Origin of the sequence: Brachybacterium atlanticum, from assembly GCF_025669985.1 — a bacterium.
Classification (GTDB): domain Bacteria; phylum Actinomycetota; class Actinomycetes; order Actinomycetales; family Dermabacteraceae; genus Brachybacterium; species Brachybacterium conglomeratum.
The window spans coordinates 86900-110502 of the sequence record NZ_JAKJJW010000011.1 but is presented as its reverse complement, the minus strand read 5'-3'; the positions used below and the strand labels follow the sequence as shown (position 1 = coordinate 110502).

Genomic DNA, 23603 nt, shown 5'->3' with positions numbered 1-23603 from the left:
TGCGTCGCAATCCTGCGCCTACCGCTCATCGCTCCTCCAGATCATCACCACCGATGCAGTGATCATCTGAAACCGCCATATAGGCATAGCGGCACGCCATGCGCCATCACCTGACCACATGCGGCACGCACCCGCGGCGGGACGATGCCGGGGCGGCCGTGGACCGTCTCAGATCTCGATCTCGCGCCCGTCCTCGGTGCGCAGCTGCAGCACGAAGCGGGAGCCGGGGCCCTCGTGGACCGGGGCGACGCCGTCGCCGAGGTCGAGCGCGGCCAGCGCCTTCTGCAGCGGCTCGGGCCTCACCTCGATGCGCTCGAAGGAGACCAGCTCGATCGTGGGCAGGTCGGTGAGGCCGGGCTGCTCGGTGGTGCCCCAGTCGATGAGGAAGGGCACGCCGTAGTTGCGCGGGGCGCGCGCCTGCGTGAGCCGCCACTGCAAGAGCTCGCCGTCGGCGGTGGTGCGGGAGAGGTCCTCGATGGGGCCGGGATCGACGCCGGCGGCACGGGAGCGCTCGGCGACCTGGTCGATGCCCTCGGGGTGCACGGCGTAGGTGATCAGGGTGGGGCGCTTCAGGCGGTTGATGCTGAAGGTCTTCGGCAGCTCCTCCCCCTCGCGCTCCGGGTCGGGGCCGATCAGCTCGAGGTAGTGCGGGCGTCGCTCGCCGCCGACGGTGAGGGCGACCAGGGCGTTCGCAGTGCCGGTGGGGTGGCTGCCACCGGGGGCGGGCGTGACGCCGGTGAGCTCGCGGAACCACTCGACGGTCTCGGCGAGATCGGGGCCGGCGATGACGATGTGGTCGAGCAGGTGGGGAACGGACATGGTGCTCCTTCGTCCGGGGTGTGGCGGGTGTGCCCAGCCTGCCACCTCGCGCGGACGGGAGGAGCATCGGCCGCGTCGGCGCGGTCATAGGCGTCGACGTGTCCGGGCACCACGAGGGGGAGGCCCGTTGCCCTCCTCCTCGCCGCGCAGTACGGTCGGATCAGCTCCACCCGCCTGCCGACGGGCGGCCCGCCCGCTGGTCAGGCACAGTCCGCGGAGGGTGCCCGGACGGTGCGGCCCGGCACTCTTCCTTGGTCGTGGGCGGCCTGTTCGCCCACCATTCCAGGAGGTCGCCAGGCCATGACATGGAAGACGGGCGAGGATCCGATCCCGGAATCGCGCGCGGCCCTGGACCGGCTGCGCGACCGGGTCGCGGGCGAGGTGGTGGTGCCCGGCCATCCGGACTACGACGCGGCGCGGGCGGTGTGGAACGGGCGCGAGGACCGCTTCCCCTACCTGGTGGTGCGCGCCGCGACGATCGACGACGTGCTGCCCGTGCTGGAGGCGGTGCGCGAGACGGGCCTGCCGCTCGCAGTGCGCGGCGGCGGGCACTCCGTCGCAGGGCTCGGCACCGTCGACGACGGGATCGTGCTGGATCTCGGCGCGCTCCGCGAGGTCACCGTGGACCCCGCGGCCCACCTGGTCACGGCCGCGCCCGGGGCGAGGGTCGGCGATGTCGACGCCGCGACCGCACCGCACCGGCTCGCCGTGCCGCTGGGCACCGTCCCCTCCCCCGGCATCGCCGGGATGACGCTCGGCGGCGGGGTGGGCTGGCTGTCGCGGAAGGCCGGGCTCAGCCTGGACCGCCTCGAGGCCGCCGACGTGCTCCTCGCCGACGGCCGACGGGTGCGCGCGAGCGAGGAGGAGCACCGGGACCTGTTCTGGGCCCTGCGCGGCGGGGGCGGGAACTTCGGCGTGGTCACCGCGTTCACCTACCGGGCCGTGCCGATGCCGGAGACGGTGCTCGGAGCGAGCCTGTACTACCGACGGGCGCAGTGGCGGCGGGCGCTCGGCGCCTTCGAGCGCTGGAGCCGCGACCTGCCCGACCAGCTCGCCGCGGAGGTCTCGATCGCCTCGCCGCCGCCCGAGGACGGACTCGGGGACGCCCCATGGCTCGCGATCCACATCGTCTGGATCGACGAGGACCACGCCCGCGGCGAGACTCTGATCGGCGCGCTGCGCCGCGCGCTGCCTCCGGACCGCGAGCTCAGCGGGCCGGTCAGCTGGGAGGCCTGGCAGGGGGCGCGCAGCGAGGCGGTGCCGACGGGGGCGCGCGGGCTCTGGCGCAACGCGAGCTTCCGCAGCCTGGACGAGGAGGTGCTCGACGCTCTCGCCGCCGTCGCCGAGGCGCTGCCCGGGCCGGGCGCGAGCCTGGACCTGCACCTGCTCGGTGGGGCGTTCGCCCGCGTCCCGGAGGGGGCGACCGCCTTCCCTCACCGCGGCGGACGACTCATGGTCTCGATCCATCTCGCCTGGCAGGACCCCGGGGAGGACGCCCGCTTCCGCGCCTTCGCCGAGCGGGCCGCGGCCGAGCTCGCCCGGCTGCGGGAGCGCGGCGAGTACGTCAACTTCCGATCCATCGAGCGGACCCGGCCCGTGCCCGAGGTGACCCGCGAGGCGTACGGGGCGGAGACCTACCGGCGCCTGCAGCGGGTCAAGCAGGTCTACGACCCGGGGAACATGTTCCGCCGCACCCTCAACGTGGCGCCGTAGCGGTCAGGAGAGCCGCAGGCCCCGCCACCGGTTCACCGCGGCGTGGATCTCGAGCGCGCGGGGCCGGGCGAGATGGCCGGGATGGCCGCGGTGGGGCGAGAGGGTCTCGAGGCCGCTGTTCTCGATCCGGTCGACGAGCAGCTGGACCGCGTCCTCGAGCGGGAGCGGGCCGTCCTCGGCGAGCAGGTCCGCGAGGCGGTCCAGGGCGTGGGCGACGGCCTGGGTCTGCGCGGGATCGAGCAGCTGGGAGACGGCGGAGAGGTCGAGGTGATCGCGGCCGAGCCGGATCGTGTCGCGGCCGCGGGCGGAGGCGGGTTTGCGGGCGTCCGGCGGCCGGAGGGAGGCCGGGTCCGGGATCCTCGGCCGCGGCGCAGTGAACACCGGACCGGTCGCGCGCGGTGCCTCCTCGGCGAGGGCGCGGGCCTCGGCGGTGACGTCGCAGGGGGCGTAGGAGTCCATCGCGATCACGTGGTCGGCGACGTCGAAGAAGGCACCGGAACCGCCCGCGACCAGCACGGTGGAGACCCCGCGCTCGGTGAGCAGGGGACGGACGCGATCCACGAACGGGGTGATCGGCTCGCGGTCGGCGGGGATCAGCGCGCGCATCCGCGCGTCGCGGAGCATGAAGTTCGTGGCGGAGGTGTCCTCGTCGATCAGCAGCGCCGACGCGCCGGCGTCGGCCGCCTCGATCAGCGAGGCAGCCTGCGAGGTGGAACCCGAGGCGTTCGAGGTGGTGAAGGAGCGGGTGTCGGTCCCCGAGGGCAGCCCGCTGATGAACGCGGAGATGTCGACGCCGGTCACGGCGCGGCCGTCCTCGGCGCGGATCGCCGCGGCATCGGCCCGGGTGATCACCCACTCGCGGCCGTCGCCCGCGCGATGCGGGTGGATGCCGCGCTCGAGGGCGCGCAGCAGCGTGGACTTGCCGTGGAAACCGCCGCCGACGATCACGGTCACCCCCTCGGGGACGCCCATGCCGCTGACCCGTCGGCCTGTGGGCAGCTCGATCTCGACGCGCAGCGAGGCCGGGCTCTCGAAGGGGATCGCGCCCTCGGTGAGCGGCAGGTCGGAGTCTCCGGAGCGGCGGGGCAGGATCGCGCCGTCGCGGACGAAGGCGACGAGCCCCCGTGCGGCGAGCTGCTCGCGCAGCGCCTCCTGGTCGCGGTGGAGGGCGACATGGGCGCGCAGCGCCTCCGCGTCGTGGCGGGCGTGGAACAGGACGGCCTCGGCGATCCGGGGCAGGTCCTCGGTGAGCAGGCGCGCGGCGCGTCGGCCCTGGATGCGACGGCCGGAGGCGGGCAGCTCGGCGGCGAGGCGCGCCTCGATCGAACCGTCGGCGACGGCGATGGTGGTGCGCTCGAGCACCTCCTGGCCCGGGGCGCCGACGTCGACCCGCTCCCCGCTGTGCGAGGCGGCCTCGGTGAGCGCCCGCGCCAGGAAGTCGGAGGTCGCGACGCGTCCGCGCCGGTCGGCCAGCAGGTCCTCCGGGAAGCCCGCCGCGGCCCGGTCCACGACCAGGCGCATCAGCGACGGCGGCGCGAAGGGGTCGGCCTGCACATGGTCGATCACGAGACGGCACGATCCCAGGTCGTAGCTGCCGCGCAGCTGCTTGTAGGAGCCGTAGCCGCGGCCGTCGAGCGAGGCGAGGAGCTGGGAGAGGCGGGCGGAGTCGGAGGTCATCGCCGGCCATGCTAGGGGTGCGCATGCCCCGCCGACGGCCGTCGTCACGAGAACAACGTCGCGACGTACTCGACGCTCACCGACCAGGTCCGGGCCGAGGAGGAGAAAGTGCTCGTCCTCGACGGCGGCGACCTGTTCCTCCGCGGCGAGTTCGAGCAGCTCAAGGACTATCAGCGCACCCTGAACTTCTCGTTCCTGTGCGGGAATTTGGTGCACGAGGAGACCGGGACGCTGCTGCCTCTCGAGACGGCTGCGTCTCCGGCCCGGGGGCCGTCACTTCTTCGCGGACTTGGCGTCCTCGTCGAGTTCGGTGACGTAGGCGGCGAAGATGTCCTGGCGCAGCGAGTCGATCTGCTTCTTCAGGGTCTTGCGCTGCTTGGCGGTCGAGCCCGGAGCGGCCAGGAGCTGCGCAGCGCGCGAGGCCGAGTCGAGCTTCGCGGACCAAGCGGCCGCCTTCGCGGCCTCCTGCTCGTCATCGGCCGACTCGGTCAGCAGCGTGACCTGCTCGCGGAGGCCATCGAGCGTCGCGAGCATCGCCTCGGGCGTGGCCTTGTCGTGGCGCCTCAGCTTCTCGAGCTGCTCCTTCACGTAGTCCCAGACCTCGGGGTTGTCCCTCAGCATCTGAACCAGCCGGATCACGAACGGCGTGGCCATGCCGAGGAAGGAGATCGCCTTCTTCAGCCCGCCGCCCTTGGTCTCCACCTGTGCGCTCTTCTTCGCCGCCATCGCTGCTCCCCTCGTCGAGTACAGCGTCACGATACGGCGTGGGACCGACGGGATCCGGGAGGCCGGCGACGGGCTGTACAAACGCCGCGCATCGCTCGTGGTCACTCGTACGTGGCGACGAACTGACTCAGCGTACGGATCGTCGACGGTGGCGTCCCGCCCGCGCCGACGAACTCCTGCCAGAGCGCCTTCGCCTCTTCCATCGTGACGAGGCCCCTCCTGCGAGCCAGACGGAGCAGACGCCATGTTCCGACGCACTCGATCGGCTTCGCCCAGGACATGGCCGCGCGGTCGTCCGTCACGAATACCGCGCGGAGCCTCCGTTTCTGGATGAGCGTGATCGACTCGGCCTCGCCCAGATGCTGTTGGGGGTGGTCTCCCGGCGATGCCATCTGGCGGCGGAGCTGCCGGATCGAGAGGTGCTCGGAGGGTTCAGGCAGGAGCGGCTCTCCCAGGAGGCGATCCGCAGCGTCGACCAGTCCGGGCAGCTCCAGCTGTTGCTCCTTCCTCGCACACTCGGCGCGGATCGACCCCGTCCAGCGGACGTTCTCGCGCAGGAGCGGTCCGAGCACAGGGATCAGCCCTGGGCGATGGAAGTTCACGAGGACCGACGTGTCGTGGAAGAACAGCAGGGGCGCGTCGGTCACCGGTGATCAGCCGATCAGCTCGGCGAGCGCGTCGTCGGAGAGCTCCTCGGCGGCCGCCGGTTCGTCCACCTCGAGGGACGTCACGGGGACGCCGAGCATCCACGCGAGCGTCCCCTTGCCGACAGCACCCTCCGCGATCTGCTCGAGGTGCGCCTCCTGGAGCCAGGTCGGGAAGCGTCGCTCCCCCGCGTCCCGCATGCGCCGGGTGATGGGATCGCCGACCTTCGCACCGGTCCAATGTCGGCGCAGCAGCTTCTGCGTGCTCCACGTCAGGACCTCGGCAACCTCGGCCGACGGGGTGAGCTCCAGCTTCTTCAGCCTCCGTGACAGAGCACCGGTGGAGATGCCCCAGGTCCAGACGAGCTCGGCGACCTCTGCAGGACGGATCTCTGCCCAGTCGATCTGTTGCAGTGTGACGGCAGGCAGCAGCAGCTCGGCGGCGAAGGCGTTCGCCTCACGCTCCTTCACATCGGCGAGCGCGGTGCCCGGGACGACGCCCTCGTGCCTGAGCGCGAGATGTCCCAGCTCATGGGCGAGCGACCAGTTCTCGTGGAACCAGTTGCCGCTCTCAGGCAGCAGAATGACCGGCCGCTCCTCGACGAGGAACGAATAGGCGGTACTGGGGCCATCGATCCGGACCACGTCGACCTCGATCTCCGCCAGACGATCGACGAACGGCCGCACGAAATCGGGATGGAGAAGGCGCCGGATCCCCTCGACGTCCGACGGGAGCTCGAGAGGCGCTCGCACCGGCGAGATTTGCGCGTAGGCGAGCCGCACGTCGGCGAGCAGGGAGTGGTCCTCGTCGAGGCCGGCGACGCTGCGCGCCCCCGTGTCGTGGTCGAAGGAATGGCGCGCGGCGAGCACAAGGCGATGAGGATCCGGCGCCCCGGTGATCAGCTCGTGCACGTCCGCATCCAGCACCTCTGCGATGGCGGCGAGCTCGACAGCAGCGAAGCCTCGCTGGTCGCGGAGCGCACGGGAGAGCGCGTCGGGAGTCATCCCGACGCGCTGGGCGAGCTCCTTCTGCTGCATCCCTGCGCCGTGCATCGCCGCACCGACACGGCCGCCGATCGTCGTCATGCCTCTACCGTACGCCCCGATTGGGATTATCCCAATCGCTATGTGGACGAGGCCACGCGGGGGGTCAGAGGTTCCCGTCCCGGTACAGCGCCAGAAGAAGCTCCTGCACCTGCGCCGAGTACTCGATGACGGTGTACGTCTCCCCGGAACCCCTGGTGCGCTCGACCTCGACCACTCCCAGCAGCTCTCGCGCCAGCGACGGCGTTCCCTTCGGCGGGCGGCGAGCCGGGCCTCGACCCACCGACCGTCCCGCCGCGCTCAGGACGAGCGCAGCACCGCGTTCGCGATCAGCAGGTCGAGTCGGCGCACGTCGATGTGCTTGCCGACGGCGATCTTGATCCGGCCCGCGCGCGTCCACAGCTCGACCTCAGCGTTGAGGTCGAGGGTGCCGGCGTTCTCCGAGGACCACATGTTGATCGCGGAGTAGGGCAGCGAGTAGATCTCGACCTTCTTGCCGCGGATCCCCTGGGCGTCGCGCACGATCAGTCGCTTCGTGGTGAACACGGCCGAGTCGCGGAACGTCTTGTACGCCGCGATCGCCCGCTCCTCGGGCACCAGCAGGGCGGTGACGTCCTGCGGGATCGGGCACTCCTCGACGAAGGTCCACGACGTGATCGCCGATACCGATGCGTCCAACTTCTTCTCCTCATCTCCCCCGGCGGCGCCGGTGCGCCGCAGTGACGAGATCGTAGATAGCGCCAGGTGGGGACGGACGAATCATCGATGGTCCCCTCGCGGACAGCGCCTCCTCTGTCCCCGCTCCCTGAGATGATCGAGCGATCACCACCCCTGCCCGGAGAGGATCCTCGTGGGACTGCTCGATCGCTTCCGCGGCCGCGCCTCGGCGCCGTCCGCGACGCCGCCTCCCGCTCCGTCGGGGGCTCCTCGTTTCGCGGTGATCGACGTGGAGACGACGGGCCTTGATCCCGAGCGTGAGCGAGTCCTGGAGCTCGCGATCCTGCGGGCCGACGAGGAGGGCCGGCCGATCGACCAGTGGGTGACGCGCTTCCACCCGGGCGGGCCGGTGCGCGCCACGCACATCCACGGCATCACCGACGCGGACGTCGCCGGCGCCCCGCGCTTCGCGGACCTCGCCGTCCAGATCGGCACCGCACTGCAGGGACTGGTGCTCGTCGCGCACAACGCCGAGTTCGACCTCGCCTTCCTCCAGGCGGAGTTCGCCCGGGCCTCGTTGCCGATGCCGCAGGTGTCCACCTACTGCACGCTGCAGGGCAGCACCGTCTACCTTCCCCACCTGCGGCGGCGCACGCTCGCCGAGTGCTGCGCGGCGCTCGGGGTGACGCATCAGCAGGCGCACTCCGCGCTCGGTGACGCCTATGCGGCGGCCGGGCTGCTCGAGCGGTATCTCGCGATGGACCGGCAGACGGGGTACGACGCCCCGCTGACCGCGTCGCGGGCGCTGCGGGGTGGAGTGGCGGGCCGGACGCCCCCGGCGCCGGCTCCTCCGCAGGGGCCGACGCGGACTGCGATGCCGCAGTCTGCGCGCCCGGCTCCCGCAGCGCAGGCCTCCCCGCCGGTCCCGTCATCGCCCAGCAGTGCGCTCAGGCCCACGTCATCGTCTGCGGCGATGCCGCGCCGAGCGGTGCCGGCTGCCCCGGAGGTGGACCTATCCCCCACCGCGATCCGGGCGTGGGCGCGCGAGCAGGGCATCCCCGTCGGCGACCGTGGGCGGTTGAAGGCCGAGCTCGTGGCGCAGTACCGAGCGGCGATGGGGCTGGAGGCCGAGGCATCGGCGGCACCCTGCGCTTCGTCGGCCCGGCCCGCGCCCTCCGCGGCACCGGCCCCTCCCATTATCACTGAGCCGCCGGCGCAGCCCGCGCCCGCTACCCCGTCGGCAGCCTCCGCATCCGCCGAGACGTCGTCGCCCCCGCTGGTGATCACCGACGAGTTCGCCGCCGCGCTCGAACACCTGCACGCCGGCCATCACCTGTTCCTCACCGGCAAGGCCGGCACCGGCAAGTCGACGCTGATCAGGCACTATCTCGAGCAGACCAACCGCTCCACGATCACCGTCGCACCCACCGGCATCGCGGCGCTGAACGTGGACGGGTACACGATCCACCGCCTGTTCTCCTTCCCGCTCGGGGTCACCGAGGAGCAGGTGCGCGGCGGCTCCTACTACCCGGGACGCTTCGCGGGCGCGCTGAAGGAGCTGGACACGCTGATCATCGACGAGGCGTCGATGGTGCGAGCGGACCTCTTCGACGCGCTCACCGCCGCGCTCGAGCAGTACGGCCCCCGGCCCGGCACGCCCTTCGGCGGGGTGCAGCTGGTGCTCGTCGGCGACCTGTACCAGCTGCCGCCGGTGGTGACCGATCACGAAGCGGGCTGGATCGAGGAGCGCTACGGCACGCCGTTCTTCTTCTCCGCCCGCTCCTTCGACGAGGGCACGTTCCCGGTGGTGGAGCTGTCCACGGTGTTCCGCCAGCAGGGCGATGACCGGCTCGTGGACCTGCTGAACGCGGTGCGGGAAGGGACGCTGCTGGAGGAGGCGCGGGCCGAGCTGAACCGTCGGACGGATCCCGGCTTCGAGCCCGGCTTGGACGAGTTCTGGCTGACGCTCGCCACCACCAACCGGATCGTCGGCGCGCGGAACCGTCAGATGCTCGAGCGCCTGCCCGATCCGGTGCAGTCCTTCACCGCGCAGATCAGCGGGGACACCGACGGATTCGAGAGGCCCACCGAGGAGACGCTGCGGATCGCGGTGGGCGCGCAGGTGATGCTGCTGAACAACGACCCTCTCGATCGCTGGGTCAACGGGACGCTCGGCCGGATCACCGCGATCGGCGCCGACTCCGACGGGCCGGTCGTCACTGTGCTGCTGCGTGACGGCCGCACCGAGCAGGTGCGCGAGCACACCTGGGAGATCACGCGCCCGAGCGTCGAGGGCGGCTCGCTGGTGCATCAGGTGATCGGCACGTTCACGCAGCTGCCGATGAAGCTGGCCTGGGCGATCACGATCCACAAGTCGCAGGGGCAGACCCTGGACCGGGTGGTCGTGGACCTCACCGGCGGCACCTTCGCCAACGGCCAGCTGTACGTGGCGCTGTCGCGGTGCACGAGCCTCGAGGGGCTGGTGCTGAGGCGCGAGGTGCTGCCGCGGGACCTCAAGACCGACCAGCGGGTGCGGCGGTATCTCGCGAGCGGCACGTCCGCGACCGAGACGCTCGGCGAGGCGTACCTGTCGGTGCTGACGGTCGGCACGACCGGGGACCGCTGGCGGCCGCGGCCGGTGGAGATCGCGGTGGTCACCGACGACGGCGACGAGGTCTCCACCGTCGTGAACCCCACCTCCGACCTGTTCTCCGCACGGGACGAGTTCGGGATCACCACGCGGGACGTGCAGCTCGCGCCGCTGCTGACGGAGGCGTGGCCGGCGCTGTCGGCGCTGCTGGCCGGGCGGGTGCCCGTCGGCGTGGACATCGACCGTCAGCTCGCCCACATCGACTTCGAGCTCAAGCGCAACGGGATCGTCGAGCCGGTGCCGCTCGGGCTCGAAGTCCCGGGCAGGCTGCTCGGCGCCGGCGAGCGCGCCCGGTTGAACGCGCCGACAGCGCTCGAGCGGGCCCGGGCGGTGCGCGACGCGGTGCGGCGCGTGCGGGCCGCGGGAGAGGAGCTGCCCGGCAGCGGGATGGCGTTCCGGCAGGTCGTGGCGGGGCACGGCTATCTGCTCGCCCGCACGACGGGGCCGACGGGGACCAGCGCCCCGACGGGCTTCGTCGTCGGCGGGAACCTCGGCGCGCAGGACGACGCCGCCGAGGTGCTCGCCAACCTGCTCGAGGGGACCTGGCAGCGGGTCCTCTCCCCCGATCAGGAGGTCCTCGAGCGCCTGCGCGGGGTCGAGGAGCATTTCGGGGTGCGGGTGCTGCCCGAGGGCTTCGAGGCGACAGGCCCGATCAGCGCGGCCGACGTGCTCGTGCCGGGGGCGCGGGTGTGCTTCTCCGGCACCGTCCACTCGCCCCGGCACGGCTGGCTGGAGAAGGAGCAGCTGCACGCCATGGCCGAGGCGCGCGGGCTCCGGGCCGTCCCGACCCTCACCAAGACCCGGACGGATGTGCTGGTCGTCGCCGAGGCCGGCTCGCAGTCGAGCAAGGCGAAGAACGCGGCGAGGTGGGAGAAGCCGGTGATCACGGCGGAGGAGTTCCTGGAGTGGGTGGGATGAACCGCAGCGACGAGGCGAGGCCTGACGTGGACGATACGGAGGACGACGACCGTTACCTGGTCATCCGGGGACGGAGATGGCGGCGCACGGACCCGGCGCTGGAGGCCGACGTGGTCCGGGCGCTGAAGAGTCATCTGGGCAGAGCCCGCTCCCAGGTCGGGCGCGCCGGCCGCGACGACGACCCGGCGAGCGTCCGCTCCGCTCGAGACCGCGTCCAGCTCGCGAAGGAAGGCCTCGGAGAGCGCGGCCCCGCATGGTGGGAGCGCCCCGAGGACGAGCGCCGCCGTCAGGCCGCGGATCGACTCGCTCGGCTCGAGCGGCTGGACCCCTCAGCCCGCGATGCCGACACGGACGACGACGGCGGGGAACAGTCCCACCATGGTGAGCGTCCAGAGGGCGTGGACGAAGAGCGCCCCGGCGAGTGAGCCGGAGGTCTCGCGGGCCCACATCGCCACCGGTCCCAGCAGGAGGGCCATCACCGCGAGAGCAGGGCTGCCGGTGCACAGCGTGACGAGGGCGTACACCGCGGTGGGGACCACCCAGCGGGCCGGGCCGGTGAGCAGCCGAGGCAGCGCGCCGCGGAAGAACACCTCTTCGGCGGCGCCCGCCACCAGCGCGACTGCGAGCACACCCCAGCGTCCGTCGGCCGCTGCGGCGACGGGGCCGGCCACCCACGGGGCAGTGGCCGGGATACCGGCCAGGACCAGACCGCCCGCCAGCGAGGCCGCGGCCAGGCCGACGCCCGCGGCGGCCACCGCGAGCTTCGGTGCGCGCCCCGGGGCCCGGCCGGCGAGATCCGAAGGTGCCAGGCGCATGATCAGCAGCCCGCCGACGGTCCAGGTCAGGGCGATTCCCAGTGCCCAGCCGGCGACGCTCCCCGGCCCCCCGCCCTCGGCGCGCAGCGACGCGGCCAGGAGCGGCGCAGCCACCACGACGGCGAGGCCGGCCACCCACCACGCGCCGGGACGGGAGGCGGGAGGTTCGGGGCTCATACGCCTAGCGTACGAGGCCGCTCGCCGCGCCGGGGCGAGACGGGTCTTGCTCGAGGGCGCCGGCTCGTATAGACCTGAGGCACGGCTCGCGGCACGGGAGCACGGACACGGAGGTAGATCATGCGCGTTCTCGTCATCGGAGCCGGGGGGTATGTGGGGAGCCGGCTGATCCCCGCACTGCTGGAGGACGGGCACCAGGTGGTCGCCGGGGCCCGGGATCTCCACAAGCTCGACGCCTTCTGGTGGGGCGACGCCGTCGACAGGGTCGAGCTGGATGCGACCGGGGACGACTCCGTGCGTGCCGCGATCGCCGCGGACCCGTCGCTGGAGGCAGTGGTCTACCTGGTCCACGGCATGGGAGGAGAGGATTTCCGGGAGGTGGATCGCGCCGCCGCCCGGCGCGTGCGCGCCGCCGTCGACGCGTCCGAGGTGAAGGCCCTCGTCTACCTCTCGGGCATCATCCCGGACGTCCCCCGCGAGGAGCTCTCCGAGCACCTGGCCTCCCGTCTCGAGGTCGAGGAGGAGCTCTCCGCGGCGCGATGCCGCTTCGTGGTCCTGCGCGCCGCAGTGGTGCTCGGCGCGGCCTCGACCAGCTTCGAGCTGATGACCCAGCTGGCCCACCGACTCCCGGTGACCGTGTTCCCGGACTGGATGGACCATCTGGTCGAGCCGATCGCCGTGGTCGACGCCGTCGCCGCGATCCGGGCCGCTGTGACCACCGAGAGCGCCCACGGCGTGTACGACATCGGTGGGGGCGAGGTCATCGCCTATCCGCAGCTCGTCCAGAAGGTCCTCGAGCTCACGGACCAGGAACGGCCAGGGTTCTCGGTCCCGGTGATGCCCCAGGCCCTGGTCACGGCGGTGGGATCGTGGCTCTCCGACATCCCCGCCCCCACGGTCACCGCGCTGATGGAGAGCCTGCGCGAGGACATGGTCGCGCGGGACGAGCGGTGGCTCTCCGAGCTGCTGCCGGACGGCCATGCGGCGCGGGTGACGATCGACGAGGCCCTGCGCCGCAGCCTGGCCGCACCGGACGTGAGCCGCAGCCCCCGGGAACGGGATCCGCTCGCGGTCATGCCCGGCGATCCCTCCTGGGCGACCAACGGCGAGGGTCAGGAGCGGGTGCTGGAGTTCAAGCAGGACTGATGTGCACGGGACGGCTCGCGACGACCCCGGCGACGAGCTGCCCCACCAGCACCACGCACAGCACGATCAGCGGCACGGCCCAGCTGTCGGCCGCGGCGTGGAGCGCGCCGATGCCGAGCGGGCCGAACCCGGCGACCAGGTACCCGAAGCCCTGCGACACCGTCGAGAGCTGGCCGGTGAGGTGCGTGGTCGGCGAGCGCCACACGATGTACGTCAGCGAGAGGCTGATCGAGGCGCCGAGCCCGAGGCCCAGCACCGTCATCCACGCCACGGCGCCGCTCGCGGGCGCGATGATCAGCCCGAGATAGGCGGCGCCGAGGAGCAGCACGGCCACGACGGGCGGCAGCCACGTCGGCCGCATCCGCGCGGCGACGGCCGGGGCGAGCAGGGCGGCGAGCGCTGCCGGGAACGCGGAGAAGGCGATCATGCCGCCGGCGGCGGTCACGTCCATCCCGGCGTCCTGCAGGATGGTCGGCACCCAGGTCACCGTCGTGTAGTAGCTGACGCTCTGCAGCCCCATGAACCCGGTGACGGCGATGGCGGTGGGGTCGGTGAGGATCGCCCGCAGCGGCGAGCGGCCGTGGTCGACCGGGGCATCGGCAACCGCACTGCCGGAGCGCAGGCGTCCGGGCGAGCGGAGCAGCTGCGGCAGCCACACGAGAAGGGCCAGCCCGGCCGGGAGCGCCCAGATCGCCAGCGCGGAGCGCCAGCTGCCGCCGAGGACCGGCAGCAGCGGCGCGGTCAGCCCGGAGGCGAAGGCCGCGCCGACGAACAGCGACATCGTGTACAGGCCCATCATCAGCCCGGCGCGGTGGGCGAAGTCCTGCTTGATCGCCGCGGGCATCACGACGTTCCCCACCGCGATCGCGATGCCGACGAGCACGGTGCCGGCGAAAAGGGCGGTCATGCTCGGCTCGTGCCGCAGCAGGTTCCCCGTCGCGAGGACCAGCAGCACGATCCCGAGCAGTCGGTGCATGCCGAGCCGCCGGGTCAGGCCCGGGGTGAGGAACGCGAACGCCCCGAACACGAACACGGGGATCGTGGTCAGCAGGCTCACGACGGTCGCCGACAGGCCCAGCGAGGCACGGATCTCGCCGATCACCGGTCCGATCGCGGCGACGCCGATGCGCAGGTTCAGCCCGATCAGGATCAGTCCGACGCCGAACAGCAGCAGGGCTCCGCGGCCGCGGGGCCTCTCGGCGGGCTCGCGCACCTCCGCGGGGGCGGGCGGCGCGCCGGCGGGGACGGGGAACGTCTCCGCCGCGGCGGTGTCCGTGGAGCCGGTCGTCATGGGGGCCTTGCCGATCACGAGGGGATGAGAGGGATGCCGGCCCCGGCGGGCCGCTGCACGGCGGGGCGCCGGGAGTCCATCACCCGTTGCAATCTACGCCCCTTGGTTGGCGGATATGCAGCCCTCGTCCGGAATCGTGCGGGCCACGGTGTGGCACGCCATGTTCCCGGTCTTCAGCGGGAAGTGCGCCGGTCGGGCAGGGGACGATGATCTGTCGGACCCCCGCCCTACTCTCACTCCATGATCATGATCCTCGGCGACGAGCCGCCGGAGCCGTACGACGAGCCGCGCGGCACCTGCCCCGTGTGCGGTTCGCCCCAGGTGATCCACCATCCGCTCGGCGGTCCGGACCCGCGCCTCGACGAGGAGGATCCGCCGTGGGTCCAGTGGCAGGGGTGCGTCCTGGCCTTCAGCGACCGGACGTGCGAGGACTGCGGTGCCGGGTGGAACGTGGAGAGCGACGAGGACGAGGAGGAGTGAGCGAGGGCTGATCCCGGCATCCGGCTCCGGTCCGGCCGGTGGATCTGCTGGTCAACAGCGCCGGCTTCGGGCTGCCGCTCGACTTCGAGCGCAATGACATCGAGGACGAGGCCCGGCATCTGCGCCTGCACGTCGAGGTGCCGATGCGGCTGATGCACGCGGCGCTGCCGGGCATGCTCGAGCGCCGCTTCGACACGATCCTGAACATCGCCTCCGTCTCCGCGGTGATGCCGCGCTCCACCTACGGCGCGGTGAAGTCCTGGCAGGTGCAGTTCTTCCGCTGGGCCAACGGCGCCTACAGGGGTCGCGGCGTGACGGTGTCCGCCGTCTGCCCCGGCTCCACGCACACCGACTTCCACGCCCGGCTGGGCCTGCCGCGCGGCGAGGAGGGGATCCCGGACTGGCTGTGGCTGGAGGCGCCGCGGGTGGTCGAGGAGTCGCTGCGCGATGCCGAGCGGGGCAAGGCCGTCTCCGTCCCGAGTCGGCGCTACACCGCGATCTGGACCGCCGCCCGTCTCGCCCCCTCAGGGCTCATGGCACGGCTCGCCGCGCGGGGGCGATGAGCGAGGCAGCTCCCGGGGAGTGCCCGTCGGCCGCCGCTCCCAAACACGGCGCTCCGAGCCGATGTCGGCACCCGTCGCCGCGAGAGAACGGCGAGGCGAGCCCGGAGTGTCTGCTGATGGGGCGTCGGGGGGCGTCGGGCTGCACCCCGCCTCTCATGCGAGCGTGAGGAACAGCTTCTCGAGCTCCTTGCGGTCCAGGTCCTTCTCCGGGCTGGTCATGCACTGCTCCATTCCGCTGGCGATGATCGCGAAACCGGCGCGGTCCAGCGCCTTGGAAACGGCGGAGAGCTGCGTGACGACGGCCTTGCAGTCCTTGCCCTCCTCGATCATCCGGGTGACGGCCGCGAGCTGTCCCTGGGCGCGCTTGAGGCGGTTGACCACAGGGGTCATGTCGTCGGGGTTCAGGTCCATGGCGCTCTCCTCGGGTCGGTCCGCACGCCCCAGACTATACCCCCAGGGGTGTCTTGCATACCCCCTGGGGTATGTGGCAGGCTCGGCGGCGGAGGCGGTCGCGCCGCGAGCCTCCGACCCACCTCTCGAAAGGCCCCTCGTGACACCCACCCTCGCGCTCACCCTGCTGCTGGCTGCGCTCGTCGGAGTCTCCCTGGGACTGCTCGGCGGCGGGGGCTCGATCCTGACGGTTCCGACCCTCGCCTACGTGGCGGGACTTCCGGCCAAGGAGGCGATCGCCGCCTCGCTCGTCGTGGTCGGCGTGACCTCGGCCGTCGCCGCCGTCAGCCACGCCCGCGCCGGCCGGGTGCGGTGGCGCACCGGGGTGAGCTTCGGGGCCGCCGGGATGGCCGGGGCCTTCCTGGGCGGGCTCCTCGGAGGACACATCCCGAGCACGGTGCTGATGGTCGCGTTCGCACTGATGATGATCGCGACGTCGGTCGCGATGCTCCGGAGCCGACGGGGCGCGCCCGCGGAGGAGGGGCCAAGCCGGGAGCCGTCCGCGAGCAGGATCGTGCTCGAGGGGCTCGCGGTGGGCCTGGTCACCGGACTCGTCGGCGCGGGCGGCGGCTTCCTGGTGGTGCCCGCGCTGGCGCTGCTGGCCGGACTGCCGATGCCGGTCGCCGTGGGCACGTCGCTGGTGGTCATCGCGATGAAGTCATTCGCAGGTCTCGCCGGCTATCTCGCCTCCGTCTCGCTGGACTGGGCCCTGGTGGGCGGGGTGACGCTGGCGGCCGTGCTCGGCTCCCTGCTCGGCGCGCGAGCGGCAGGCCACCTCCCCGAGCGGGCGCTGCGCACGGGCTTCGGGGTGTTCGTCCTCAACATGGGGGCTCTCGTCCTCGTGCAGGAGCTCCCGGGCGCCGCCGGCGCCGTCGTCGGCGGAGTCGTGGCGCTTCTCGCCCTGCTCGCCGCCGGATGCTGGATGCTGGTGTCGTCCTGCCCGCTGCGCACCGCCCGACCCACCTCGCATACCCCCCGGGGTACCTGATACCCTCGGGGGTATCCCATCCGCTGTCCATCCCGCACACCTACTGGAGGAACGATGCTTCTCGAACGGATCTATGACGAGGACCTGTCCCAGGCCGGCTACTTCATCGGCTGTCAGGCGCAGAAGGAAGCGCTGGTGGTCGATCCGCGGCGCGACATCCAGGTCTACCTCGACCTCGCCGCCCACCACGGCATGACGATCACCGCCGTGGCAGAGACCCACATCCACGCCGACTTCCTCTCCGGCACCCGCGAGCTCGCCGCCGCCACCGACGCCACGGCGTACGTCTCCGGCGAGGGCGGCGAGGACTGGCAGTACGGCTTCGAGGCCGAGCGCCTGCACGACGGCGAGTCGATCCAGCTGGGCAACATCACCGTCACCGCCCGCCACACCCCGGGCCACACCCCCGAGCACCTCAGCTACCTGGTCACCGACGGCGCCTTCGCCGACGAGCCCGGCTACTTCCTCACCGGCGACTTCGTGTTCTCCGGGGACCTGGGCCGCCCGGACCTGCTGGACGAGGCCGTGGGCATGGAGGACACCCGCTTCGCCGGCGCGAAGCAGCTGTTCGCCTCCCTGAAGAACGCGTTCCTCACCCTCCCCGATCACGTGCAGGTGTTCCCCGGCCACGGCGCCGGCTCCGCCTGCGGGAAGGCGCTGGGCGCGCTGCCCTCCACCACGGTGGGCTACGAGCGGAGGTTCGCCTGGTGGGGCCCGTTCCTGGAGAACGACGACGAGCAGGGCTTCATCGACGAGCTGCTGGACGGCCAGCCCGACGCCCACGCCTACTTCGCCCGCATGAAGCGGCAGAACACCGACGGCCCCGCCCTGCTGGGCGAGCGCCCCGCCCCGCGCGAGGTGGCGACCGAGGAGCTCTCCGGCGGCCTCGCCGACGGCTCCCTCGCCCTGGTGGACACCCGGCCCGTGGCCGAGGTGCATGCGGGCACGGTGCCCGGCGCGCTGTCGATCCCCTCCCTCGGCAAGGCCGCCACCCACATCGGCTGGGCCTTCGACCCCGAGGCCGACGACGCCCAGCTGGTGGTGCTCGCGCCCGACGCGGCCACCGCCGCCGCCTACGGCGACCACTTCGTGCGGGTGGGCGTGGACGCGCTCACCGGCTACATCCCCTCCCTGGACGGACTGGAGCTGTCCGCCCCCGCCACCGTGGCCCCGGCGGACCTCGCCGCGCTGCGCGCGCAGGAGCCGGATGCGCACCTGCTGGACGTGCGCACGCGCACCGAGCACGCCGCCGGCACGGTGGACGACGCCGACCAGCTCTCCGCCGGCAAGGTGCTCTTCCACCCCGACGACCTGCCCGCGAAGGACGCCGGGCGCCTGATCACCTTCTGCCAGTCCGGGCTGCGCAACTCCGTGGCCGCGGCCGCTCTGCGCCGCGCCGGCTACGACGTGGTGGAGCTGGAGGGCAGCTACGCCGGCTGGTCCCGCTGGGCCGCCGCACAGAACGACCTGGCGACCGCCGGAGAGGACGCCCGATGACCGCCACCCCCACCACTCGCACCGTGACCCCTGCCGAGCTCGCCCACCGCCTCAGCACGGACCCCGAGCTGATGGTGATCGACGTGCGCACCCCCGGCGAGTTCGAGACCGTCCACATCCCCGGCTCCCACAACGTGCCGCTGGACCTGCTCACCGCCCACACCGACACGCTCGCCGGCCGCATGGGCGAGCACGTGGTGCTGGTGTGCCGCTCCGGCGCCCGCGCCGGGAAGGCCTGCGAGGCGCTGCAGCAGTCCGGCCTGGAGGGCATCGACGTGCTCGACGGCGGCATCGCCGCCTACCAGGACGCCGTGGGCGGCGTGAACCGCAGCGGCGGCCGCTGGGCGATGGACCGCCAGGTGCGGATGACGGCGGGCACCCTGGTGCTCGCCGGTACCCTCGCCGGGCAGCTGGTCCACCGACGCCTGGGCCTGGCCGCAGGCGCGATCGGCGCAGGGCTCACCTACTCGGCGCTCAGCGACACCTGCGCCATGGCCGCGGTGCTCGCCAGGATGCCGTGGAACCGCACGGCCGACTCCCCCACCGTCGAGACCGCCCTGGTGCCCGGCGGCGTCGCGGCGCGCTGAGGCCACCCGCCGAGGTCCCCCGCCCCGCGCCGGAGCCCGCCGCTCCGGCGCCGGTCGGCCTCCCCCTCCACGGGGCGCGCCGGACCGTGCCCCGCACCCCGCTCACACCTCTCCTCTCTCACCTCTCACTGAAGGAGCACGCCATGTGCCGAGCCACCACCTGCAACACCTGCGGCAAGACCACCTGGGCCGGCTGCGGCCAGCACGTCGACCAGGTCATGAAGGACGTCCGCCCCGCCGACCGCTGCCCCGGCCACGCCGAGGAGGCCCCGGAGAAGGGCTTCTTCGCCCGGCTGCTGGGTCGCTGAGGCCGCCACCGCTTCGCCCTGCTGCAGGGCGACCGCGGCCTGGCCGTTGACCTGCATCCACACGATCTGTGTGGCGGTCCAGAAGTAGCTCGCGAAGGCGGCGACGAACCGCGCCCTCACCTTCGGCGGTCACCACGTCGGCCTCGACATCAAGACCGACGCCGGCCCCCGGGACTGGTGCAACGATTGGTGACAGCTAGGGAATCTCGACCACCATCGAGGTGGCAAGGTCCCTCAGCCCAATGCACTCCTCGGTCTGCAATAGGCCGCGAACGGCGTCCTCGCCTTCGAGGCCTGTGATCCGTTCCGCGTCCTCCTGCGATACGCCCTGGCGCGTCGGGGGAGCAGGAGGGGCCCTTGTGCTTCCGCAGGATCCCGGCGCGCTGCAGGGAGGTGCGGAACATCTGCAGCGGGACGGCGTGGACCTCGCGGTTGTTCATGCCGATCCAGTCCGCCCTCTGGGGCAGGACCGCACTCGCGGCCTCGACATCGGCAGGACGGAGGTAGCCGGCGCCGGTCAGCGGGATGCCGCCTTCGGCGTCGGCTCGCTCGAGGAACCAGGTCAGGGCGCGCAGGGCCGACTCGACTGCGCTGTCCGGGAGCGGGGCGAGCGGGGCGCCGAGCAGCAGAGCTCGGTCCATCAGGTCCTGGCCTGCGCGGGCGCGGCCGATCAACGTCAACGGCTCGACGAGGAGCGCGGGCACGACGTCGTCCTCCGGGACGGTCAGCACCGTCGTGCCCGACCACAGTTCCAGGTCCAGGGCCGCGACGTCGAAGAACGCCGGGTCCTCCAGGAGGGTCTTCAAGTCCTCCTCGTCCCGCAGCCCGCCACAGTCCTCGGGCGGGGCCGCGCGCCGCCCTCCGGCAGCCCGAGCAGGGGCGTCGTCCCCCTCCGCCTCCCGCACGGACTCGACGACGATCCCGAGGTCCCAGCCGTCGCCGTAGTCGTAGAGGTACTCCAGAGTGTCACCCTCCGCCTGGAGCAGCTCGCCGAGCCGCACCTCACCGGCGGGGACGCCGTCCGGGTCCTCACCCTCCTCGACGTCGAACTCGCACACGAACTGCTGCGCCCCTTCCTCGAACGGTTCGCCGCCCGCGGCGAAGCGCCACAAGTGGTAGCCCGCCCAGTCGAAGGCGGTCTGGAGCACGGCGTGCAGGTCCTCGACGGAGAGGTCGCTACGCAGCTCGAGACGGCGCCAGATCGGCGGGGTCGAGCGGTGGAGGTCGACGCGGACGGTGAGGACCTGGAGCGTTGCCGGTTGCGGGCGGCGTCGGTCGGCGGATTCCGTCCTGTCGCCGAACACCTCGTGGTTCAGGCCTGCGGTGATGTCGCGGAAACGGGCGAGGATCTCGTCCTCGGCGTCACCGGTGGAGGGCATGGGGTGATCGTAAGGGCCCGGCACCCGTCAGCGGGGCCGGCAGGACTCGACCGCTGCGCTCCAGGTGCCGAATCGGTCGGTGACGGTGGAGAGCGAGGGAGCGGCGTTCCGCGGGGCCCACTGTGCATAGTCGACGGTCGTCGCCGACGGGTGATCGATGAGGAAGCGGGTCACGTACTCCCCGACGTCGGCGCGGCTGCGATTCTTGATCTTCGACGCGTTGGGGGTGCCGCCTGCTTCGGTCAGGAGCTCGCGCCAGAGCTTGCCGGTGCGGCGCTGCAGAGTGGCCGTCGTGGGACGCCCCTCGGCGCGCGTCCAGGTGGCGTACTGGGAGGTGGTGATCCGCGGCCCGAGGGCATCGATCGCGGCACGCACGTGGTCGAGGGGGTCCGGCTCGTCAGCGGGTGTGTTCCAGTCGCGCGGCGCGGTGACAGCCTCAACCCAAGCCGAGTCGAACTGCTCGGGGGTGCGGAGCACGGAGAGCGCGGTGGTGACGGTCTGGACCCAGCTGCCTCCGTCGTGGCCGATCAGGCGCTGTCTGATGAGCGCTCCGGATGGCGCGGCGGGGCGCGCTGCGAGCCAGTCGGAGACGCCCTGGAAGGTGGTGCTGCCGTCCTCAGCTCGCACCGCGGAGATCACCGCGGCCCAGAGATCCTCGTCGCGGAAGGCGCTGCGCTTCGCGCCCTTCTCCGTGCCGATCCCGGCGGCCTTCAGGGCTTCGTTCCAGGTGCCGAAGCGGATCGCGGCGGTCTGGTGACCGGGGACGTCGTGCTCACGCGCCCAGGTGGTGAAGGCCTGGCAGGTGGTGCGGCCGGTCTCGGCATGGAAGGCGCGGAGGTCCTCGATGATCTCCGCCTCAGTGCGTCGGGTCGCCTCCCGGGGCGCGTCGAAGGCGGGCTCGTGCCGGGAGCGTCGGCGGCCCAGTAGCTGACGCATCTGCTCGACGGAGAGGCCGAGCGCTGCCGGTGCCTCGTCGAGCGGGGCCGCGGGATGGGTGAGCGACCAGTGCTCCGCGGCCTCGGCGTGCTCGAAGCGGCGCGCCCCCGCGAGTACCTTCGCGGCGGCGCTGAGGTCGGTGCTGGGCCAGGGGGTGTCCCGGGAGAGGATCTGACGGATCCGCTCGCGGGTGACGCCGAAGAGGTCGCCGATCTCCTGGAGGGTCGCGCCGAAGGCGTAGAGGCGGGCGCTGCGGCTCGCACGGAGGTCCTTGCATCCGGTGCCGGCGAGGACCGTGTCGAGGTACCCCGGCTCCCCTGGTGCGACGACGCCGAGCTCACGGTCGCGCGGCACGCGCACCAGGCGAAGCACATGCGCGTGCGGGATGCCGAACACCGCTTCCGCCTCCCACCAGGCACTGTCCTCGTGATCGCGTCGCCAGGCGCGGAGCCGACGACGCAGCGCCGCGGCGATCACGGCAGACCCGCCCGGCACGGCGTCCTCGATCGCGGTCTCCACCGAATCGGGGCACACATCGAGGAGCTCCCCGATCTCGCTGGGGACGAATCCCTGCTGGGCGAGGTCGAGCGCGCGGTGGGCCTCCGCCTCGGTGAGAGACGGGTGCGGAGTGTCGCTCGCGGGGGCGAGCAGGACGTGAAGCGCTGCGATGGACATCGGATCCCCTTCCGGTGGCACTGCACGAGGTGGTACGACGAGTGTGTCGGCGGGGTGTGACAGCCAGAGGTACCTCAGCCGGGGAGTCACCGTCCGTCAGATATGTACTCTCCTGCGAGTTCGCGCAGTGCTTCCTCAGGCAGTCTGTGCGCAGCACCAGCACGATTGCCCGCGAACACCACCCCCTCGGCTTCGAGCGCTTCCTGCTGGGTCCGCTGTTCTGTCCCGTCGTTCCATCGGAAGCCGGTCCGCGTCTGACCACTGGCGTCGAGCACTCGATATGCGTTGACGCACTCCGGGCAGTTCGTCATATGCCCGCCGAGCGGCTGTGGCGCCGTACCGACCACGTCAGCAAGGTCGCCATATGTCGTCCACCGCCCCTTCGGCATCGAGTTGAGGATCGTGTGCAGGGTGCTCCAGTCGAATCCTGACGGTGTCGTCTCTTCAGCCAACTCGGTGAGTGACTTTCCCTCAGGCGTGAACCACCACGATGGGCCGCGAATACTTCGTTCGATGCCTGCGGCCTCACGGAGAGCTGTCTGCGCAATCGACGAGGGCCGGTAGTCATTACCGTCGTATTCCCAGCGCAACGGATACCGGGAGTTGTTCGACCAGATCGCTCGACCTCGACGCGGGTCTTCTGCAATCCACTCATCAATTGCCGCCAGGGCTTCGGCGTCAATCGCAACGGGTTGCATGGTGAGTGCTGTGCCATCCGGGATGGTTGCCGCCTGCGCGAGACGGACAACTGTTGACCCCTCGCGCTTTCGACGACGTCGTGTCTGGGAAGCGGCGGCTTCTGCCCGTTGCGGGGAGATGGTGAACTCCTCCACGTCGGGGACGGGGAAGAGCTGTGAGACAGTCACGATGACGTCATCTGCGGCGGTGCGATAGGCCTGGACTCGCTGGAGTGTGACGTCGAGCCCCATCTCCGAGAGCCAGACAACGGTCGCACTGGTAGACGGCACGAAGGAACCCGCAACGAGGACTATACGAGGCTGCCTGAGCTGGTCAGGGTCCAACTCTCCGGCGTGTTCCTGGAGAGCGTCACGTGCCGCATCCTCAGAGACGGTGGCTCCGGCACGGTTACTGAGGAAGCGCGCGTGATAGCTGACAAGGTCGGTCTCAGTGAAACGGGAGGCCATCGCCGCGTACTTGATCGCCTGCATCTCCACGGTGTCCGGGGCCTTGTCGCGTTTCAGCTCAGCAAGCACGAGCCGCCCGTCAGAGTCGAGGCCGAGCACGTCAAGTCGATCACGCTGGCGGTCGCCACGGGAGTCCTGCCAGCGGTCGAACTCGAAGGCAACGACCATGACGTCTGGACCAAGGATTTCGGGGCGGGCCAGAACCCATTCCTGGAGGTCGTCCCGCTCACGGAAGCCAGCCTCTGCCAGGCTGACGGCTGGGAGCGGGAAGGCTGAGCCGCCTTTGATGCTGTACACGCGCTCCCCGCTCATTCTCCA

At 72.0% G+C, this 23603-nt stretch carries 21 protein-coding genes; 9 read left to right on the top strand and 12 right to left on the bottom strand.

The window, feature by feature from the left end; genetic code table 11:
• Window positions 1-168 precede the first annotated feature (168 nt).
• Window positions 169-819: a VOC family protein gene (locus tag L3K22_RS07680; protein ID WP_010549899.1), complete on the bottom strand. Its 651-nt coding sequence runs from the start codon at window positions 817-819 to the stop codon at window positions 169-171.
• 300 nt (window positions 820-1119) lie between these two features.
• Between L3K22_RS07680 and L3K22_RS07675 the strand changes: the two genes are divergently transcribed.
• Window positions 1120-2532, top strand: a complete 1413-nt coding sequence (locus L3K22_RS07675) for an FAD-binding oxidoreductase (RefSeq protein ID WP_263310848.1) — start codon at window positions 1120-1122, stop codon at window positions 2530-2532.
• A 3-nt stretch (window positions 2533-2535) separates the two neighbouring features.
• On the opposite strand, the gene L3K22_RS07670 is transcribed toward L3K22_RS07675, so the two are convergent.
• The 5 genes from L3K22_RS07670 to L3K22_RS07650 all read right to left on the bottom strand — a co-directional run bounded on the left by L3K22_RS07670 (window position 2536) and on the right by L3K22_RS07650 (window position 7301).
• Complete coding sequence (locus L3K22_RS07670) at window positions 2536-4209, bottom strand: ABC-ATPase domain-containing protein (protein WP_263310847.1); 1674 nt, start codon at window positions 4207-4209, stop codon at window positions 2536-2538.
• A gap of 273 nt (window positions 4210-4482) precedes the next feature.
• Entirely contained in the window at window positions 4483-4935 is a 453-nt protein-coding gene (locus tag L3K22_RS07665; protein ID WP_263310846.1) for a hypothetical protein, read from the bottom strand.
• Between the two features lie 101 nt (window positions 4936-5036).
• Entirely contained in the window at window positions 5037-5582 is a 546-nt protein-coding gene (locus L3K22_RS07660) for a hypothetical protein (protein WP_263310845.1), read from the bottom strand.
• 6 nt (window positions 5583-5588) lie between these two features.
• Window positions 5589-6665 (bottom strand): helix-turn-helix domain-containing protein, encoded by a 1077-nt coding sequence (locus tag L3K22_RS07655; RefSeq protein ID WP_126985019.1) that lies wholly within the window; start codon window positions 6663-6665, stop codon window positions 5589-5591.
• Window positions 6666-6923: 258 nt separating this feature from the next.
• The gene (locus L3K22_RS07650; protein ID WP_263310844.1) at window positions 6924-7301 is read right to left on the bottom strand and encodes a PH domain-containing protein; all 378 of its coding nucleotides are present in this window, start codon (window positions 7299-7301) and stop codon (window positions 6924-6926) included.
• Window positions 7302-7473: 172 nt separating this feature from the next.
• On the opposite strand from L3K22_RS07650, the gene L3K22_RS07640 reads away from it, so the two are divergent.
• Entirely contained in the window at window positions 7474-10848 is a 3375-nt protein-coding gene (locus L3K22_RS07640) for an exonuclease domain-containing protein (protein ID WP_308445915.1), read from the top strand.
• Window positions 10849-11177: 329 nt separating this feature from the next.
• On the opposite strand, the gene L3K22_RS07630 is transcribed toward L3K22_RS07640, so the two are convergent.
• Window positions 11178-11840, bottom strand: coding sequence for a CPBP family intramembrane glutamic endopeptidase (locus tag L3K22_RS07630; protein ID WP_263310843.1), 663 nt, complete (start codon window positions 11838-11840; stop codon window positions 11178-11180).
• 120 nt (window positions 11841-11960) lie between these two features.
• Here L3K22_RS07630 and L3K22_RS07625 point away from each other — a divergent pair, with 120 nt between their 5' ends.
• Window positions 11961-12986: an NAD(P)H-binding protein gene (locus tag L3K22_RS07625; protein ID WP_263310842.1), complete on the top strand. Its 1026-nt coding sequence runs from the start codon at window positions 11961-11963 to the stop codon at window positions 12984-12986.
• Here L3K22_RS07625 and L3K22_RS07620 read toward each other — a convergent pair.
• Window positions 12973-14295 (bottom strand): MFS transporter, encoded by a 1323-nt coding sequence (locus L3K22_RS07620; RefSeq protein WP_263310841.1) that lies wholly within the window; start codon window positions 14293-14295, stop codon window positions 12973-12975. The two genes, L3K22_RS07625 and L3K22_RS07620, sit on opposite strands and share 14 nt — an antisense overlap.
• 222 nt (window positions 14296-14517) lie before the next feature.
• Here L3K22_RS07620 and L3K22_RS07615 point away from each other — a divergent pair, with 222 nt between their 5' ends.
• Window positions 14518-14757 carry a formate dehydrogenase accessory protein FdhE gene (locus tag L3K22_RS07615; RefSeq protein ID WP_263310840.1) on the top strand — a complete coding sequence of 80 codons (240 nt, stop codon included), beginning with the start codon at window positions 14518-14520 and terminating at the stop codon, window positions 14755-14757.
• Between the two features lie 38 nt (window positions 14758-14795).
• On the top strand, window positions 14796-15320 hold the full coding sequence (locus tag L3K22_RS07610) for an SDR family NAD(P)-dependent oxidoreductase (protein ID WP_263310839.1): 525 nt from the start codon (window positions 14796-14798) through the stop codon (window positions 15318-15320).
• Window positions 15321-15473: 153 nt separating this feature from the next.
• On the opposite strand, the gene L3K22_RS07605 is transcribed toward L3K22_RS07610, so the two are convergent.
• Window positions 15474-15731 (bottom strand): metal-sensitive transcriptional regulator, encoded by a 258-nt coding sequence (locus L3K22_RS07605; protein ID WP_010549885.1) that lies wholly within the window; start codon window positions 15729-15731, stop codon window positions 15474-15476.
• A 139-nt stretch (window positions 15732-15870) separates the two neighbouring features.
• Between L3K22_RS07605 and L3K22_RS07600 the strand changes: the two genes are divergently transcribed.
• The 4 genes from L3K22_RS07600 (at window position 15871) to L3K22_RS07585 (ending at window position 19150) form a co-directional block, all read left to right on the top strand.
• Window positions 15871-16758, top strand: coding sequence for a sulfite exporter TauE/SafE family protein (locus tag L3K22_RS07600; RefSeq protein ID WP_263310838.1), 888 nt, complete (start codon window positions 15871-15873; stop codon window positions 16756-16758).
• A gap of 54 nt (window positions 16759-16812) precedes the next feature.
• Window positions 16813-18255, top strand: coding sequence for an MBL fold metallo-hydrolase (locus tag L3K22_RS07595; RefSeq protein WP_263310837.1), 1443 nt, complete (start codon window positions 16813-16815; stop codon window positions 18253-18255).
• Window positions 18252-18842, top strand: coding sequence for a rhodanese-like domain-containing protein (locus L3K22_RS07590; protein ID WP_263310836.1), 591 nt, complete (start codon window positions 18252-18254; stop codon window positions 18840-18842). The genes L3K22_RS07595 and L3K22_RS07590 overlap by 4 nt, the downstream gene beginning before the upstream one ends.
• A gap of 143 nt (window positions 18843-18985) precedes the next feature.
• Complete coding sequence (locus L3K22_RS07585; RefSeq protein WP_263310835.1) at window positions 18986-19150, top strand: DUF8730 family Cys-rich protein; 165 nt, start codon at window positions 18986-18988, stop codon at window positions 19148-19150.
• Window positions 19151-19299: 149 nt separating this feature from the next.
• On the opposite strand, the gene L3K22_RS07580 is transcribed toward L3K22_RS07585, so the two are convergent.
• The 3 genes from L3K22_RS07580 to L3K22_RS07570 form a co-directional block, all read right to left on the bottom strand.
• The gene (locus L3K22_RS07580; RefSeq protein WP_263310834.1) at window positions 19300-20529 is read right to left on the bottom strand and encodes a plasmid pRiA4b ORF-3 family protein; all 1230 of its coding nucleotides are present in this window, start codon (window positions 20527-20529) and stop codon (window positions 19300-19302) included.
• Window positions 20530-20556: 27 nt separating this feature from the next.
• Entirely contained in the window at window positions 20557-22140 is a 1584-nt protein-coding gene (locus tag L3K22_RS07575; protein WP_263310833.1) for a homing endonuclease associated repeat-containing protein, read from the bottom strand.
• An 86-nt stretch (window positions 22141-22226) separates the two neighbouring features.
• Window positions 22227-23597 carry an MGMT family protein gene (locus L3K22_RS07570; protein ID WP_263310832.1) on the bottom strand — a complete coding sequence of 457 codons (1371 nt, stop codon included), beginning with the start codon at window positions 23595-23597 and terminating at the stop codon, window positions 22227-22229.
• Window positions 23598-23603 lie beyond the last annotated feature (6 nt).